General features: G+C 59.2%; 14 protein-coding genes. 10 read left to right on the top strand and 4 right to left on the bottom strand.

What is annotated here, in order from left to right; all coding sequences use genetic code 11:
• The first annotated feature begins 4 nt into the window (after positions 1–4).
• Both ACYJRZ_RS14035 and ACYJRZ_RS14030 read left to right on the top strand, forming a co-directional pair.
• A complete protein-coding gene (locus tag ACYJRZ_RS14035; RefSeq protein WP_459459662.1) occupies positions 5–484 on the top strand; it encodes a MarR family winged helix-turn-helix transcriptional regulator in 480 nt (159 codons plus the stop codon).
• A 51-nt stretch (positions 485–535) separates the two neighbouring features.
• Entirely contained in the window at positions 536–2,896 is a 2,361-nt protein-coding gene (locus tag ACYJRZ_RS14030; protein WP_459459660.1) for a beta-glucosidase family protein, read from the top strand.
• 488 nt (positions 2,897–3,384) lie between these two features.
• On the opposite strand, the gene ACYJRZ_RS14025 is transcribed toward ACYJRZ_RS14030, so the two are convergent.
• The 3 genes from ACYJRZ_RS14025 to ACYJRZ_RS14015 all read right to left on the bottom strand — a co-directional run bounded on the left by ACYJRZ_RS14025 (position 3,385) and on the right by ACYJRZ_RS14015 (position 5,600).
• Positions 3,385–3,810 carry a type II toxin-antitoxin system VapC family toxin gene (locus tag ACYJRZ_RS14025; RefSeq protein WP_113349336.1) on the bottom strand — a complete coding sequence of 142 codons (426 nt, stop codon included), beginning with the start codon at positions 3,808–3,810 and terminating at the stop codon, positions 3,385–3,387.
• A complete protein-coding gene (locus ACYJRZ_RS14020; RefSeq protein WP_113349337.1) occupies positions 3,810–4,064 on the bottom strand; it encodes a type II toxin-antitoxin system Phd/YefM family antitoxin in 255 nt (84 codons plus the stop codon). The genes ACYJRZ_RS14025 and ACYJRZ_RS14020 overlap by 1 nt, the downstream gene beginning before the upstream one ends.
• A gap of 477 nt (positions 4,065–4,541) precedes the next feature.
• Entirely contained in the window at positions 4,542–5,600 is a 1,059-nt protein-coding gene (locus ACYJRZ_RS14015; RefSeq protein ID WP_459460576.1) for a nucleotidyltransferase family protein, read from the bottom strand.
• A gap of 516 nt (positions 5,601–6,116) precedes the next feature.
• Here ACYJRZ_RS14015 and msuE point away from each other — a divergent pair.
• From msuE to ACYJRZ_RS13975, 8 genes are all read left to right on the top strand, one after another.
• Positions 6,117–6,689 carry an FMN reductase gene (gene msuE, locus ACYJRZ_RS14010; RefSeq protein ID WP_459459657.1) on the top strand — a complete coding sequence of 191 codons (573 nt, stop codon included), beginning with the start codon at positions 6,117–6,119 and terminating at the stop codon, positions 6,687–6,689.
• Positions 6,690–6,732: 43 nt separating this feature from the next.
• On the top strand, positions 6,733–7,836 hold the full coding sequence (gene sfnG / locus ACYJRZ_RS14005) for a dimethylsulfone monooxygenase SfnG (protein ID WP_459459655.1): 1,104 nt from the start codon (positions 6,733–6,735) through the stop codon (positions 7,834–7,836).
• A 131-nt stretch (positions 7,837–7,967) separates the two neighbouring features.
• Positions 7,968–8,882, top strand: coding sequence for an ABC transporter ATP-binding protein (locus ACYJRZ_RS14000; protein ID WP_459460574.1), 915 nt, complete (start codon positions 7,968–7,970; stop codon positions 8,880–8,882).
• Positions 8,882–9,778, top strand: a complete 897-nt coding sequence (locus tag ACYJRZ_RS13995; protein WP_459459653.1) for a branched-chain amino acid ABC transporter permease — start codon at positions 8,882–8,884, stop codon at positions 9,776–9,778. The genes ACYJRZ_RS14000 and ACYJRZ_RS13995 overlap by 1 nt, the downstream gene beginning before the upstream one ends.
• Positions 9,779–9,781: 3 nt before the next feature.
• Entirely contained in the window at positions 9,782–10,825 is a 1,044-nt protein-coding gene (locus ACYJRZ_RS13990) for a branched-chain amino acid ABC transporter permease (RefSeq protein ID WP_459459651.1), read from the top strand.
• Positions 10,826–10,922: 97 nt separating this feature from the next.
• On the top strand, positions 10,923–12,257 hold the full coding sequence (locus ACYJRZ_RS13985; RefSeq protein WP_459459649.1) for an ABC transporter substrate-binding protein: 1,335 nt from the start codon (positions 10,923–10,925) through the stop codon (positions 12,255–12,257).
• An 82-nt stretch (positions 12,258–12,339) separates the two neighbouring features.
• A complete protein-coding gene (locus ACYJRZ_RS13980) occupies positions 12,340–13,137 on the top strand; it encodes an ABC transporter ATP-binding protein (RefSeq protein ID WP_459459647.1) in 798 nt (265 codons plus the stop codon).
• A gap of 29 nt (positions 13,138–13,166) precedes the next feature.
• A complete protein-coding gene (locus ACYJRZ_RS13975; protein ID WP_459459645.1) occupies positions 13,167–14,414 on the top strand; it encodes an SfnB family sulfur acquisition oxidoreductase in 1,248 nt (415 codons plus the stop codon).
• A gap of 411 nt (positions 14,415–14,825) precedes the next feature.
• On the opposite strand, the gene ACYJRZ_RS13970 is transcribed toward ACYJRZ_RS13975, so the two are convergent.
• Complete coding sequence (locus ACYJRZ_RS13970) at positions 14,826–15,179, bottom strand: hypothetical protein (RefSeq protein WP_459459643.1); 354 nt, start codon at positions 15,177–15,179, stop codon at positions 14,826–14,828.
• Positions 15,180–15,462: the final 283 nt, after the last annotated feature.

Genomic DNA, 15,462 nt, shown 5'->3' with positions numbered 1-15,462 from the left:
CAAGATGGATATTCCACTCAAGGACAAGGCCCGGGGAGCGAAGGGTGCAGATATGGCAGCAAAACCGAACCACACCCAATATGCACTGGGCGAGCAGATCGGCTTTTTCCTGCGCCAGGCGAACCAACGCCACGTCTCGATCTTCGCCGGCCTGATGGCGGAGAAACTCACAACGACCCAATGGGCCGCACTGGTCAAGCTCAAGGATCTACAGCCTTGTTCACAAGGTAATCTCGGTCGGGAAACCGCAATGGACATGGCGACGATCAAAGGGGTCGTCGACCGCCTCGTCAAGCGTGGCTTGGTGCACACCGCGCCCGACCCCGCAGATGCACGACGCCTGGTCTTGACACTGACCGACGAAGGCGAGGCCGCTGTAGATCGTAATCTCTCCATCGCGCTGGAGATTTCGCAAGAGACCCTGGGGCCGCTGACAGCTGCCGAGCGCATGATGCTGATGGAACTGCTCCAGAAGATCTGTTGACGGCACCACATGCGATCCGCGCCCATTCACTCAGACGGAGGAAGACACACCATGCCCGGAGCGGACGATGGGGAAATCCGATCGCTGGTCGCCTCCATGACGACGAATGAGAAAGTCGCTCTCGTCAGCGGCCAAGGCCTCTGGAGAACAGCCGCGATCGAAAGGCTGGGGATCGACGCGATTCTGATGACGGATGGCACCTACGGCGTGCGCTACTCGACAAACCAGATAGATGCCGGCACCGGCGATGAAGAAGGCCTCGCCGCATTCCTCGACCTGATTAACCAACAGGCCGACGATAGAGGCGGCATGTTCGGCACGACGCGACCCGCCACTTGCTTTCCGAACGGCAATCTCGTCGGCTGTTCCTGGGATGGGGAGCTGCTGTATCGCATGGGCGAAGCTCTTGCTCTCGAATGCCGCAGCCTGGGAATCCATGTCCTGCTCGGACCAGGTATCAACACACGGCGGACGCCGCTCGCGGGCCGGGCCTATGAATATTACTCGGAGGATCCAGTCATCAACGGCGATCTCGCCGCCGCTCTGATTTCCGGCCTGCAGGACAACGGTATCGGTGCCTCGCTGAAGCATTTTGCCTGCAACAACTCGGAAATCGAGCGAACGACGACCAGTTCCGATGTGGATGAGCGGGCCCTGCGGGAGATCTATCTCGCCGGCTTCGAGCGGGCGATCCGAAAGAGCCCGCCCTGGACCGTGATGAGCGCGTATAATCCCGTGAACGGTGTTCAAGCAGCGGAAAACCACTGGTTGCTCAAACACATCCTGAGGGATGAATGGGGATATGACGGGCTTGTCCTGTCTGACTGGCACGCCATCAAGGATCGGACCGCATCGCTTAAAGCCGGCACGGACCTCGACATGCCGGAAAGCAAACCCCGCAAGGCACGGCTTCTGTTGGCTATCGAAGAAGGCAAGGTCGCCGACGACATACTCGATCGGGCTTGTGAGCGGGTTATCGGCCTCGTCCGCCGCTGTCACGCCGAGAGGCTGCCCGCGGCCCCTGTCGATCTGGATCGCCACCACGCCCTCGCCCAACAGATCGCAGCTGAGTCCATCGTGTTGCTGCGCAACGAACAGCAGACACTGCCGCTCGATGCGGCTGCTACCAGCGAGTTACTCGTGGTTGGCGATGGTGCCTTGGTCCCGACGATCCAGGGATCGGGGTCAGCGACGACCAATCCCTATCGTATTGATATCCCCTTTGAACGGATCAAAGCACGTGCGGGAGGACATCTCAAGGTACGCCATGTGCCTTTCCCGACAGCTCAAAGTTCTCCAATGGAGAGTGAAACGCAAGCCGTTCTTGATGCTGCAATGACAGCGGACGTTGTGATCGTCTTCAGCGAGAACGAGAAGTCGCGCAACGGTGAAGGTAATGATCGCGACACCTTAAAACTGGCCGCCGGCCACGACAGCCTGATCCGCAGGCTCACCGAGGCCGGCCGGAAAGTAATCGTCGTTCTAACGACGCCGGATGCAGTCGAAATGCCATGGCTGGATGCCGCCCAGGCTGTGCTGGCTTGCTTTTATCCTGGCCAGGGCGGCGGCGAAGCCATTGCCCGCGTGATGTTCGGCGAACAGAACCCTTGCGGCAAGCTGACCACGACGATGCCCGTCCGCATCGAGGACATTCCTGGTTGGCACACTTATCCCGGCGAAAACGGCCGGCATGTCTACAGCGAAGGAATTTTCGTCGGCTATCGCTTCTATGATCTCAAGGCAGTAACGCCCCTGTTCCCCTTCGGCCACGGCCTAAGCTACACGCGTTTCTCTTACGAGGCCATGACACTTGACAGGCAGGAAATCGGCCCCTCGATGGGCTGCAAGGTAAGCGTCACCATCCGCAACACCGGCGAAGTGGCTGGCAAGGAAATCATCCAACTCTACGTCCGTCCGATAAGGCCCGGCACCCGGCGGCCGATCCGGGAACTCAAGGCGTTTACCAAGGTCGAGCTTCAACCGGGCGAAGCCAAGGCTGTGACCTTGACACTTTCAGCGCGCGATTTCCAATATTTCGATACCGCACGCGGCGTATGGGTGCTCGATGCAGAAGCTTTCATCATCGAGGCGGCGGCTTCCTCGCGCGATATCCGCCTCGAAAGCCGACTCGCATGCCATTCCGAGCGCTTCCCCCCGGCAGCCCTTTCCGCGCTTTCGCCGCCAGCGCTGGTCTTCGCGAATGAACAGGCGATACCTGCTCTGACAGAATTATTGACGAAAAAGCTTCGCATCTCCGGCAATGAAGCGATGGCTATCCTCGAAAAGCTCAACGGCTCTTTCCTGGGCTTCTACGATACTCTGAGCTGGTATGTCGGTGACGCGATCAACGAAGCTGATATCACCACGCTTTTCGACACGCTGAATCGGAGAGCAGAAAAGATGTCCGCTTGATCCAATCCTTCGCCTCCGATCCTGCCACTGAACCTCCCCGGCCGGCTTTCGTCACGGGTGATCCTGAGTAGATATTGCGTTCGCGGCAGATGCATTTTGCCGAAGGAACGGAACGGCGCTCGTCCCCCTTGTCGAAGCTCGCTGTGGGCAGCCTGAAGTCTGGTGCTCAGATGGTAGCCCGAGTAAGCGTCGATTTCAGTCCCAAAAAACAAAAGCCACAACACAGCACCTTAGTGGTCGTCACGCGCCCCACCAACTAGCCTGTGTTCTTGAAGGGATCAGAACCGCACATCATGCTATTTGGATCGGCTCAACGTCAGCCTTGAGATGGAAGGTAGATCAATAATTTAGCGTTCCGTCGATACCAGTCTTTCTGGCACCGCCGACGTGAACGCTTCCATTCTCATCTACCTTGACTTTGATCCGCCCATTTCGGCCAATGCAACGCCCTTGGGCCGCGACATACTCCTTGTCTGGAATCTCAACTGTTACGCGGGCATATCCCACGGATTCATGAGCATCACCCCCATGCCATCGAAATCCTTAACGTTCCGCGTAACTAGTATCATGCGCCGGGTGAAGGCTACCGCAGCAATGTAGGCGTCATTGATCGGCTTGGGATTGGGAACATGCCATTTCGCTGCCTGAACGGCCGACGCCTCGTCCAGCGGCAGAATGCGGCCGGAGAATGCCGTGAGGACGATATTTTCCAGCCAGCCGCGCAGCACCTTGCCTGCGACTGCGTCATTATGTTCGACCAGCCGGACGCCAATCTCTAGCTCGTGCAGAACCACGGATGAAATAAAGCATTCGGCCGGATCGACTGTTTCGTTCCAGACCACGACATTGGGGTCGGCCTTGCCGCTCGCGACCTTGCGGAGCTCGGACACGACGTTGGTATCGAGCAACAGCATCAGGACAGGTCAACCGGCCTGGCATATTCAGTACGCTGCGGGAGCGGCAAATCAACGTCATCCGCACCTGGCGCTGCCAGCATATCACCGAGAGTCCGCATTTTGCCGGTAAGCCGCTTGTACTCATCGAACGACAAGAGGACGTGCGCGGGGCGTCCCCTGTCAGTGATGATCACAGGCCCTTCCTGCGCGGCCCGCTTCGCGCGCCCAAGATCCTGATTGAGTTCACGGCCTGAAAGCATGGTGACGGTCATGGTAAGCTCCAAAGTTCGTGATCTCGATATTTGTGGTTACGTAACTACATTTAATTCACGGAAGCCGGAAACGCAAGGGGAGCGGTGCAACGGCTCGTCTCTGTCGTCGGGACGGCAGGCTTTGAAATCATGTCGACCCGAGCTTGGTGACTGAAATAAAGGCGCAGAGCAGTCGTTCCGCACTTGGCTGTAGGGCCACTTTTCAAAGACCCATCCACAGTCGGTAAAATCGGATCCGCTGATGTGAAGGGATACGAACTGGCGACCTGCACGCTTCTCACGCGTAAGTACACCTGATGTCGTGCGACAGCACTATGGTCGCTTTCTTCCGCAGGACAAGGCAGCATTGGCCGCCAAGATTTTGAAGTAGCTCTGCGAAGCGGCACGGATAGCTGAGCCAGACAAAGCTTAGGCTCAGCGCAACCTGATGCGAATGAGCGTTGTCATAGAGTCCGCCTTTTCGAGCAGGCCTAACCTTTATCTCTTGAGAGTGCCAACCATTCGATTGATAGCGTCCCAATACTCCTTGTGCATGGTTTCGGCCGCTTCCGAGATCGCCAGCTTCCAAGCAGGCCCGCGATCCCATGCCTCTTCCAAAGCGTCAGCCAGTGATGGTCCATGGCCCGTGACCGGCAGGGCGTCGAATAGTATTCCTGCCTGTCTAAGGTCTTTATCCCGTTTGGCCTGGCCACCGGCGTCATTCTGGCGGCGGCCGGCAATGATAAGCTTGTGCACCGCGTACCTGCAAGGATCAGGGATAACAACTGAGATACCGGCACCATGTAGCAAGATCGAACGAACGGGATCGCGGATCAAGAAATCCATGAATCTCAGCGGTTCGGCTGACGCGCCGCCGAGAGCGGGCATGTTGGCGGGTTTGTCGGAATATTCTTCGGCTCCCCTGTTTGTCGTCATGAACTCCACCCTGTAACCTGTTTGATTACGAAAGGCATGAGATCGAGAGCTGCCGCTGATATGCGGCACTGCGCGGAACGTCGGATCAAGCCCTTTCAGGAGATCGAGGATCGGCGGCAGCGAATCCGCCACCTCGGCGGAGATCGCGAAATCCTGGGCCAGGTCTGCATCACCTGTTAGGATCGCCGCCGAAGGCAGACGGATGCCAAGATATGCCGAGTAGCATTGAAAAGCGACAGTGCCGATGAGAACACCCCGCAGCCGGAAGAGACCGGCCTTGGCAAGCGCCTGTACGATATCGCCGGTAAAGCGATCAGCGGCAATCAAACCGGCTTCGCGCGTTAGCGTGGAAACGTACTTGCGGCGGGCCTTATAGTCAGACTTCTCACCCTTGAAGGTTTCGACCCGTTCCGAAATCAAGGGATCGTCGGCAGGCCCGACGTACCGGCGCTTCTGCCCACCCTCACCATCGGGTTGGTCGAAATACCAATAACGCCGACCATCGACTGCCACCGGCACGAATCTGCCCGATGGGGGGAAGTCTTCCGCCCAATCATCATCAAATGCCCGTTGCTGGAGCTCCGCGACCATGGTGCGGAACATGAGATCAATCTGCTTAATCACGGCGGCCTTTATATCGTTTTCGCAAATCTAGTATAGGTGCAACCTGTAAGCAAGCTGGCTGCTTTACCCAGTAGGCACTGCGACGCCTCAACTCCCCCAATACCGGTCGCCACTCACCTTGATCCTCATTATACTATTTTCTCGAAAATAGTATAGCATCGCTGTCGAGATCCCCGCTCTTGAGAGTAGTCGAACCCTCGAACCCAAAATCGTGGATCCGCTTACCCGCTGCTGAATTCTGGCTAGCATTCATTCCGCGGTGCCTCAAGCATGTGCATAGCGATCTATAATTGGCGTGAGGGGCCTGCTTCGCAGTAAAGCTTTCCGAGACGCTGTCCGGCTACTGCTGCGCTCCCGTCGCTTGTTCTGGGAGGGTAGTCAGCAAGTCGTTCGGTCCCATCAGATGGCATTGTTAGATCATCTTTTCCTCAAAATCGGGAAATTTTGGGATAGGTTTGTTCGATAATACATAAAATCTATAGAGTATTATCAATATAATTTGAGGGGTTTTGCATGATTGTGCTCGGTATTTCTGGCGCCGTTCGGCGCCCTTCACGAACAACAAGTCTCGTCGACGTCATCACAGATGGGATCGAAACCCATTTTGGTGCTGACGTCAGCAGGCTGGATCTCGTTGAAGCAGCGCCAATCCTGTTCCGGGCTCTTCGAGCAGACCAACTCGATGCGGATGGACGCGCCATCATCGAGCGTGTGGAAGCGGCCGATGTGCTGGTGGTCGCCTCGCCAGTCTATCGGGCATCCTACACGGGGGCGCTCAAACATTTGTTTGATCTCGTCGACTATCGGGCGCTCACCGGAAAGAGCGTCATTCTCGCGGCTACAGGTGGTACGCCGCTTCACGGCTTGATGATCGAACATCAGCTTCGGCCACTTTTCGGCTTCTTTGGCGCTTTGACGCTCCCGACTTCAGTTTACGCGCTCGAGTCGGATTTCACCGAATACGCCCTGGTAAACCCGGTCATTCACCAGCGCATCGGACGAGCCATCGAAGAACTCCGTACTTTCTCGCCGTCTGCAAGGCACAGTAGCGACCGCAAATCACATCTCGCGCGAGCTATTGCCTGAATTCCGCACAGATGCGGCCCATTCTATCAGGAGGAATACCATAATGTCGCATGCAAATAACGAAGCCGTAAAATTCGCCTATTGGGTGCCAAACGTCTCGGGTGGCCTTGTCATCTCGAATATAGAGCAGCGTACGAGCTGGACGATCGACTACAACAGAAAGCTCGCGCAGATCGCCGAGGCGAGCGGTTTCGAATATGCACTCAGCCAGATCCGCTTCACGGCGGGCTACGGCGCCGAGTTCCAGCATGAATCCGTCTCCTTCAGCCATGCCTTGCTGGAATCGACAACCAGCTTGAAGGTCATTGCGGCGATCTTGCCCGGTCCGTGGAACCCGGCGATTGCGGCCAAGCAGATCGCCACCATCAACCACCTGACCAATGGCCGCGTCGCCGTCAACATCGTCAGCGGCTGGTTCCGCGGCGAGTTCGCGGCCATCGGCGAGCACTGGCTCGATCACGACGAGCGCTATCGCCGCTCGGAGGAGTTCATCCGGGCGCTGCGCGGCATCTGGACCGAAGACAATTTCACCTTCCGCGGCGATTTCTATCGCTTCAACAATTATTCGCTGAAGCCGAAGCCGATCGATCCGCAGCCGGAAATCTTCCAGGGCGGCTCGTCGCGGGCGGCGCGTGACATGGCGGCACGCGTGTCCGACTGGTATTTCACCAACGGCAACACGCCGGCCGAAATCCGCAAGCAGGTCGACGATATCCAGTCCAAGGCCAGGGAGAATGGCCATTCGGTGCGGATCGGCGTCAACGCCTTCGCGATCGTGCGCGAGACGGAAGAGGAAGCCAAGGCGGTTCTCGCCGAGATCATCGAGAAGGCCAATCCCGAGGCGGTCAATGCCTTCGGGCATGAGGTGAAGAATGCCGGCAAAGCCTCGCCGGAAGGCGAAGGCAACTGGGCGAAATCCTCCTTCGAGGACCTCGTCCAGTACAATGACGGGTTCCGCTCCAACCTGATCGGCACGCCACGGCAGGTCGCCGAGCGCGTCGTCGCCCTGAAGCAGGCAGGCGCCGATCTGATCCTCCTTGGCTTCCTGCATTTCCAGGAAGAGGTCGAATATTTCGGCAAGCACGTCATTCCGCTGGTGCGAGAACTGGAAGCGTCGCAGGCCGCGCAACAAGTCGCAGCGGAATAGGCATCCGGAAAGAAGCGGGCTGCATTCGTGGCCCCGCAATCAGCGAAATAGAACGGAGCCTTCACAGCTCCGACGGGAACCTGTGCCTCGTCAGCCAACGAACGCTGTGAGGCACAGTGAGAGGGAAGGACATACAGGCGATGACCTATGCGCTCGAGGGGTACGAAACATCCCCTCCTTTGCCGGGACTTCAAGGCGGTCGGATCGAAATTGCAGCTCAAGCGGATTCAGTTGCCAACGCGGCGATTGCTTCTGCAGAGGTTCTGCTTGGGCTTGATGACGTCAGCCTTTCCTTTGGCGGCGTCTCGGCTCTCGCCGATGTCGACCTCAGTGTTGAGCGCGGCGAGATCCGCGCCATTATCGGACCGAACGGCGCCGGAAAGAGTTCGCTCGTCAACGTCATTTGCGGCGTCTATCGGCCGGATCGGGGCCATGTCCGGATCGGCGAAAAGCGCTATCGCAATGTCCCCACGGAAAAGCTCGCACACCTCGGCATTGCCCGGACCTTTCAGAACCTTGCGCTTTTCAAGGGCCTGAGCGTCCTCGATAATGTCATCTCCGGTCGAGCCCATACTGTCCGCTCGAACTTCATCGGTCAGATCGCACGCATCGGCACTGCGCGTCGGGAGGCAGCAGATGCCCGCGAGCGCGCTCGGCAGATCCTTTCTTTCCTTCATCTTGACGATGTCGCCGACCGTCTTGCCGGCACCCTGCCCTATGGCCTGCAGAAACGAGTGGAACTCGCGCGAGCCCTTGTCGCGGAACCGGATATCCTGCTTCTGGACGAGCCGATGGCCGGCATGACCGTGACCGAAAAGCAGGAAATGGCCGGCTTCGTGCAGGCAACCCGGAAAGCCCATGGCACCACGATCATTCTGATCGAGCACGACATCGGCCTCGTGATGGAACTGTCGGATCGGGTCGCCGTGCTCGACTATGGCCGCAAGATTGCCGACGGCACGCCGGAAGAGGTGCAGGCCGATCAGCGCGTCATCGATGCCTATCTGGGCGTCGCAACGGAAAATGAAGACGGAGCGGGAATCTGATGGCGGAGTTCGATTGGCTTTTCTTCATAGAGGTGCTTGTCGGCGGTCTGCTGTCTGGCGTCATGTATTCGCTCGTCGCGATCGGCTTCGTTCTGATCTACAAGACCTCCGGCGTGCTCAATTTCTCTCAAGGGGCACTCCTGCTGTTCGCGGCGCTTACCTTTGTCAGCCTGGTCGAGAAAGGCGTGCCCTTTGCGCTTGCGCTCGTGCTCACCTTCGCGCTGATGGTCATCATCGGCGTCGCCATCGAACGTGTCGTGTTGCGGCCGCTCACCAATAAGCCGCCCATCACGCTGTTCATGGCGACGCTTGGCCTCTCCTATGTCATCGAGGGCGCCGCGCAGCTGATCTGGGGAACGCAGGTGCACGGCCTTGACCTCGGCATCGAGGATGTTCCCTTCGACGTCGGTGGCGTGCTCATCAGCCAGTTCGACATCTTCGCCGCGGCGGTGGCGGCCATCATGGTGGCGCTCCTGTCGATCTTTTTCCGCTATACCCGCGTCGGTCTCGCCTTCCGCGCCGTCGCCGACGATCAGTTCGCCGCACTTGCCGTCGGCCTGCGCCTGCCCTGGATCTGGGCCACGATCTGGGCGACCGCCGGTCTGGTGGCGCTGGTGGCGGGGCTCCTCTGGGGGGCTCGGCTCGGCGTCCAGTTCTCGCTGTCGCTGGTCGTCCTGAAAGCGCTACCGGTCCTGGTGCTGGGCGGCTTCGACTCCGTTGCCGGGGCCATCGTCGGCGGCCTGCTCATCGGAGCAAGCGAGAAGCTCGCCGAGGTCTATCTCGGCGATTACTTCGGCGGCGGGATCGAAAGCTGGTTTGCCTATGTCGTGGCGCTCGCCTTTCTGCTCATCCGCCCCTCCGGCCTGTTTGGCCAGAAGCTCGTCGAAAGGGTCTGAACCATGGCCTCCATGACACACGACATTGCCGGCGGCCCCCAGACGCTTCCGCGCTGGATTGCGCCGGCAGCGCTCCTTGCCGTGGCCTATCTCGTTGTCCCGTTCGTCGGCACCAGCTATCTCTTCGAAGCGATCCTGCTGCCGTTCCTGGCGCTCAGCCTTGCCGGCGTCGGCTTGAATATCCTGACCGGTTATGCCGGACAGGTCTCGCTGGGCAGCGCCGCCTTCATGGCGGTCGGCGCCTTCGGTGCCTATAATTTCAATCTGCGGGTCGAGGGACTGCCGCTGATCGCAAGCATCGTGCTCGCGGGCCTGTCGGCGGCGGCGATCGGCATCCTCTTCGGCCTGCCGAGCCTGAGGCTCAAGGGCTTCTACCTTGCGGTCTCGACGCTCGCGGCACAATTTTTCGTGCAATGGGGACTGACCAAGTTCAGCTGGTTTTCCAACGACTCCGCCTCCGGCGTGATCGACGCGCCGCCGCTTCGCATCGGCGGCCTCACCTTCGACGGCGCGATCGGCCGCTATCTTTTCGCGCTCACGGTCGTCACCGTGCTGACCTTTCTGGCGCTGCGGCTCGTATCGTCCCAGACAGGACGGAATTTCATCGCGGTTCGTGACAACGAGACGGCTGCCCGCATCATCGGCGTGCCGGTCCTGAAGACCAAGCTGCTCGCCTTTGCGATCTCCTCCTTCATCATCGGCGTTGCCGGCGTGCTCTGGGCCTTTACCTATCTGCGCACCGTGGAACCGGCGGGTTTCAATCTCGATCGCTCGTTTCAGGTGCTCTTCATCATCATCATCGGTGGCCTTGCCTCCATTCGCGGCGCCTTTCTGGGAGCGGGGCTAATCGTGGTGTTTCCACTCGTCCTGTCGCGATTGGGAGCCTTCTTTCTCGGCGACATCTTTGATTCCGGCGTGCTCGACATGAGCCAGCGCATCGTGCTCGGCAGCCTGATCATCCTGTTTCTCATTCTCGAACCGGACGGCCTCGTCGCCCTCTGGGACAGAAATGCAAGACGAATCGGCAGCGCTCTGACACGGCGCTGAACTGAACCCGGAGCACATGCTCCCAAGAGCAAGAAATCCATTTTCGATCCATGCAGGTCGGTCATCTCGCCGGCCATCACCCGGAGTGTATCCAGAAATGACAATCTTCAGCAAACTCAAGATCGCGGCGCTCGCCGCCGGGATCGCCTTCTCGGTGGCGCTTCCCGCCGCACATGCCGACGAGCAGTATTTTCCGCTGCAAAGCTATCGTGTCGGCCCCTACGCGGCCGGCGGCACCGGCTTCTTCGGCGGCTTCATCGATTACCTGAACCTGATCAACACGCGCGACGGCGGTGTGAACGGCGTCAAGCTGACCTGGGACGAGTGCGAAACCCAGTATGAGGTCGAACGCGGCGTGGAATGCTACGAACGCCAGAAGGGCCATCCCAACGCGGCAGCGTGGAATCCGCTTTCCGTCGGCATCGCCTATGCCATGATCGACCGCATCACCCAGGATAAGGTGCCGCTGATCACGATCAATCACGGCCGCACCGATTCCACCGATGGCCGCGTCTTCCCTTACGTGTTCCCGCTGCTGCTCAACCCCTACAGCGAAACCTCCGGCATCGTGAACTACATTGCCTCCAAGCTCGGCGGCCTCGACAGTCTCAAGGGCAAGAAGATCGTGGTCCTCTACCACGGTTCGCCCTATGGCAAGGAAACCATCCCTATCTACGAACTGCTGTCGAAGAAATACGGCTTCGACCTGCAGCAGATCGAAGTTCCCCATCCCGGCAACGAGCAGCAGTCGCAATGGCTGACCATCCGCCGTGCGAAGCCGGACTATGTCGTCTTGCGCGGCTGGGGCGTGATGAATCCCGTCGCCCTGAAGACCGCCGTCAAGGTCGGTTATCCGGTCGATCACATCATCGGCAATGTCTGGTCGAATTCCGAGGAAGACGTTATTCCCGCTGGCGAAGCCGCAAAGGGCTACACTGCGATCACCACGCAGGCTTCCGGCGCCGAGTATCCGGTCGTCAAGGAGATCGTCAAGACGCTCTACGACCAGGGCAAGGGCAATCTCGAAGACAAAAGCCGCATCGGTTCGGTCTACCACAATCTCGGCATCGTCAACGGCATTCTGAACGTCGAGGCGATCCGCACCGCACAGGCGAAATTCGGTAAGCGAACGCTGACCGGTGATGAAGTGCGCTGGGGCTTCGAACATCTGCAGCTCGACCCGGCTCGCGTCGAGGCGCTGGGCGCCAAGGACCTGTTCCACTCCATCAATGTCACCTGGGACAACCATGAGGGCAACGGCTACGTGACCTTCCAGCAATGGGACGGCAAGAAGTGGAAGGTGGTTTCCGACTGGATCGCACCGGATTGGGCTCTGCTGCGTCCCATCATCGAAAAGTCCTCCGAGGCCTATGCCAAGGAAAAGGGCATCAAGCTGCGCACCTCCCAGGATGCAGAGGCCGCCATCAACTGATTGGCGGCAAACCGGACCCAGTGGCGGCACGCCTGCCGTCGCCGGGTCCGGTCTGGTCTGCGACAGATCCAAGGAAAATCATATGGCCGATGCGGATATCCTGCTCAATGTCGAAGGCGTGAAGGCAACCTACAATCACACAATCAGGGCGCTGAGCGAGGTGAGTCTCACCGTCAAGCGTGGCGAGATCGTCGCCCTGCTCGGCGCCAATGGTGCGGGCAAGACGACGACGCTCAAAGCCATTTCCAACCTTTTGCCGGCCGAACGCGGCCAGATCGTCGCGGGCCGCATCCGCTTCGGCGCAATCGACGTGACGACGGCAAGCCCAGCGACACTTGTTCGCGCCGGGCTCGTACAGGTGCTGGAGGGCCGCCACTGCTTCCGGACATTGACCGTGGAGGAGAACCTGATCTCCGGCGGGCTTGGCCGCAGCGCGACGCGCTCTGAAATCACAACCGATCTTGAAAAAATCTACGGCTGGTTCCCGCGGCTCAGGGAGAAGCGCCGCACCACCTCCGGACTGACCTCCGGCGGGGAACAGCAAATGACGGCGATCGGCCGCGCGCTGATGTCGCGCCCGCGCTTGCTCGTGCTCGACGAGCCTTCCATGGGTCTGGCACCGCTTGTCGTCCAGGACATTTTTCGGACACTGCGGCGCCTGAATGAAGAGGAAGGGCTCTCCATTCTCGTGGCAGAGCAGAACTCCGCCATCGCGCTCAAATATGCCGACCGCGCAACGATCCTCGAACACGGTGTCACCGCCATTGACGGGACAGCCGCCGATCTGCGCCAGCGCAAGGAGGTGCAGGACCTCTATCTCGGCCGTAAGGCCGCAACTGGCGGCCACGTCATATCCACACTCCCGGCAGCCAATCCCTAAACCATTACATCTGAAGAGGAGAGTTCCACATGACAATTTCGCAAGTGAAGACCAGTAATGCCGCCAAGGCAGTTCCACCCATCGCAAGACCGGCGGAGCCCGCCCATATCATCCAAAACGACGCCGAGGCCATCGCCGTCGCCAAGAAGCTGGCGGCGGAATTCATCACGGACTCTGCCAAGCGCGACCGGGAACGGATTTGGCCAGCCGCCGAGCTCGACGCCTTTTCCCAAAGCGGGTTATGGTCGATCAACGTGCCGAAAAAATTCGGTGGACCTGAAGTTTCCTACGCCACGCTCGCCAAGGTGATCGAGATCATCTCAGCCGCCGATTCCTCCATCGGCCAGGTTGCGCAAAATCACCTGGGCGTCGTCGCCGCAATCCGCACGGTTTCCGACGAAGCGCAGCAGAAGCTGCTGTTCGACGAGGTGCTGAAGGGCACGCGTTTCGGCAATGCCTTCTCGGAATTCGGCTCCAAGCGCGCTGTCGACTTCGAGACCAAGTTTACCGACGCCGGCGACCATGTGATCGTCAAGGGGCAGAAGTTCTATTCCTCTGGCGCGCTCCTTGCCCATCTGGTGCCGATCGTCGCACTCGATGACGAGGGTCGTGCCTGGTACGCGATTGCAGATCGTGGCGCGCCAGGGCTCACCGTCATCGACGACTGGTCGAGCTTCGGTCAGCGCACGACGCTTTCAGGCACGGTGATCATCGACAACGTCAAGGTGCCCAAGACCCATCTGGTGCCAGGCTACAAGGGTTACGACAAGCCGACCGCGGACGGCGCTATTTTCCAGATCATCCAGGTAGCGGTCGATACCGGCATTGCGCAAGCCGCGATCGACGAAACCATCGACTTCGTGCGCACGAAGAGCCGCGCCTGGGTGGACAGCGGGCTCGAGCGTGCCTCCGACGATCCCTATACGATCCAGGCCGTCGGCGATTTGACCTTACGCCTCCATGCGGCGCAGGCGCTCTTGGAAAAGGCCGGCTATGCCATCGATCGCGCGGTGGCGGACCCGACCAAGGACACCGTGGCCGAGGCACAGATCGTAACCGCCGAAGCAAAGATCCTCTCAACCGAGATCGCAATCGCCGCCACCAACAAGCTGTTCGAGCTGGCCGGGACCCGCTCGACGCTCGCCGAACACAATCTCGATCGACACTGGCGCAATGCACGCACCCATACGCTGCACGACCCCGTGCGCTGGAAATACGCCATCCTCGGCAAGTACTTCCTGAACGGCGAAAAGCCGCCGCTGCACGCATGGAGCTAATTGCGCGAATGCCGAACCGGGCGCGGGCAAGATCCCGCGCCCATGTTGATCAGTCAAATCAGCCGGCTTGCCCTGCAAACGATGAACCACCCTGCCCACGGATTGGATGTCATTCCGTCGGATGCATCCGAGCAACGGAAACTGCGACAGCATTCTTGGCGCAGCTCCGAGCGATCCGCGAGAGACAGTCATCCTGAAGCGGCGGATCTACACAGAGCAAATACCTCGTTGGAGCGTGCACACACTATCGACCATCCCTTGCTCTTGAACGGATCAGAACCCGCGCACCCTGTTGTTAAAGGGGTCAGAACAAGATTAGTGCGAAATCGTACGTTTAGCCGAGAAAGTGATGCTTGAGATCGGTTCTCGTTCTAAAAATGGGTTCCTAAACAATATTCCCCCTAAAACTTTCTATTCAGCACAGACGGCAAACTGCTGAAAATATGGACAAATTCGCTTGGCGTACGATTTCGCACTAATCTTGTTCTGACCCCAATAACGGAAATCCGCCGTGCGGCCGGAGAGGCCTTTGGTCGATTTCTTCCGCAGCTCGCCCAGATGAGCGCCCAGGAAGGCATGTTCTCCCTGCTGCCGATCTCTCCCGAAAACGTCCTGAAGCTCCGGGCCGAACACGGCATCTACATGCCGGATTCCGGAAGAATCAATGTTGCGGGCATGCGGGCCGAGGACGTGGCGTCCGTGGCCGAATGCATCGGCCCTTATCTCGCTTGAAGATGGGCCGAGGCGATCGAGCATTTCAGGCAAGCGTTCGACTGCAGCGCACCATCGAACGGCGACGTCGGAATCGCGATAGAGTGGTTCAGCTCTTCAAGGAAGCTCAGAACCACTCAATCCCTTTGTTGTCTCGCAATTCCGGCAGAACCACTGCGCACTTTTCCTGGGTACTCTAGCCGGCGACGATCTCCTCCAGCGCCAATGCTGCACCCAACAACCGCTCATCATGGTTCTTGGGAGCCGACAGCAGGAAGCCGACCGGCATGCTTGCTTCGCCCGTCCCGCAAGGCAGAGAGACGCCGCACCAATCGAA

The organism is Rhizobium sp. No.120 (assembly GCF_054558365.1).
This window is presented reverse-complemented; position numbering and strand designations above follow the sequence as displayed.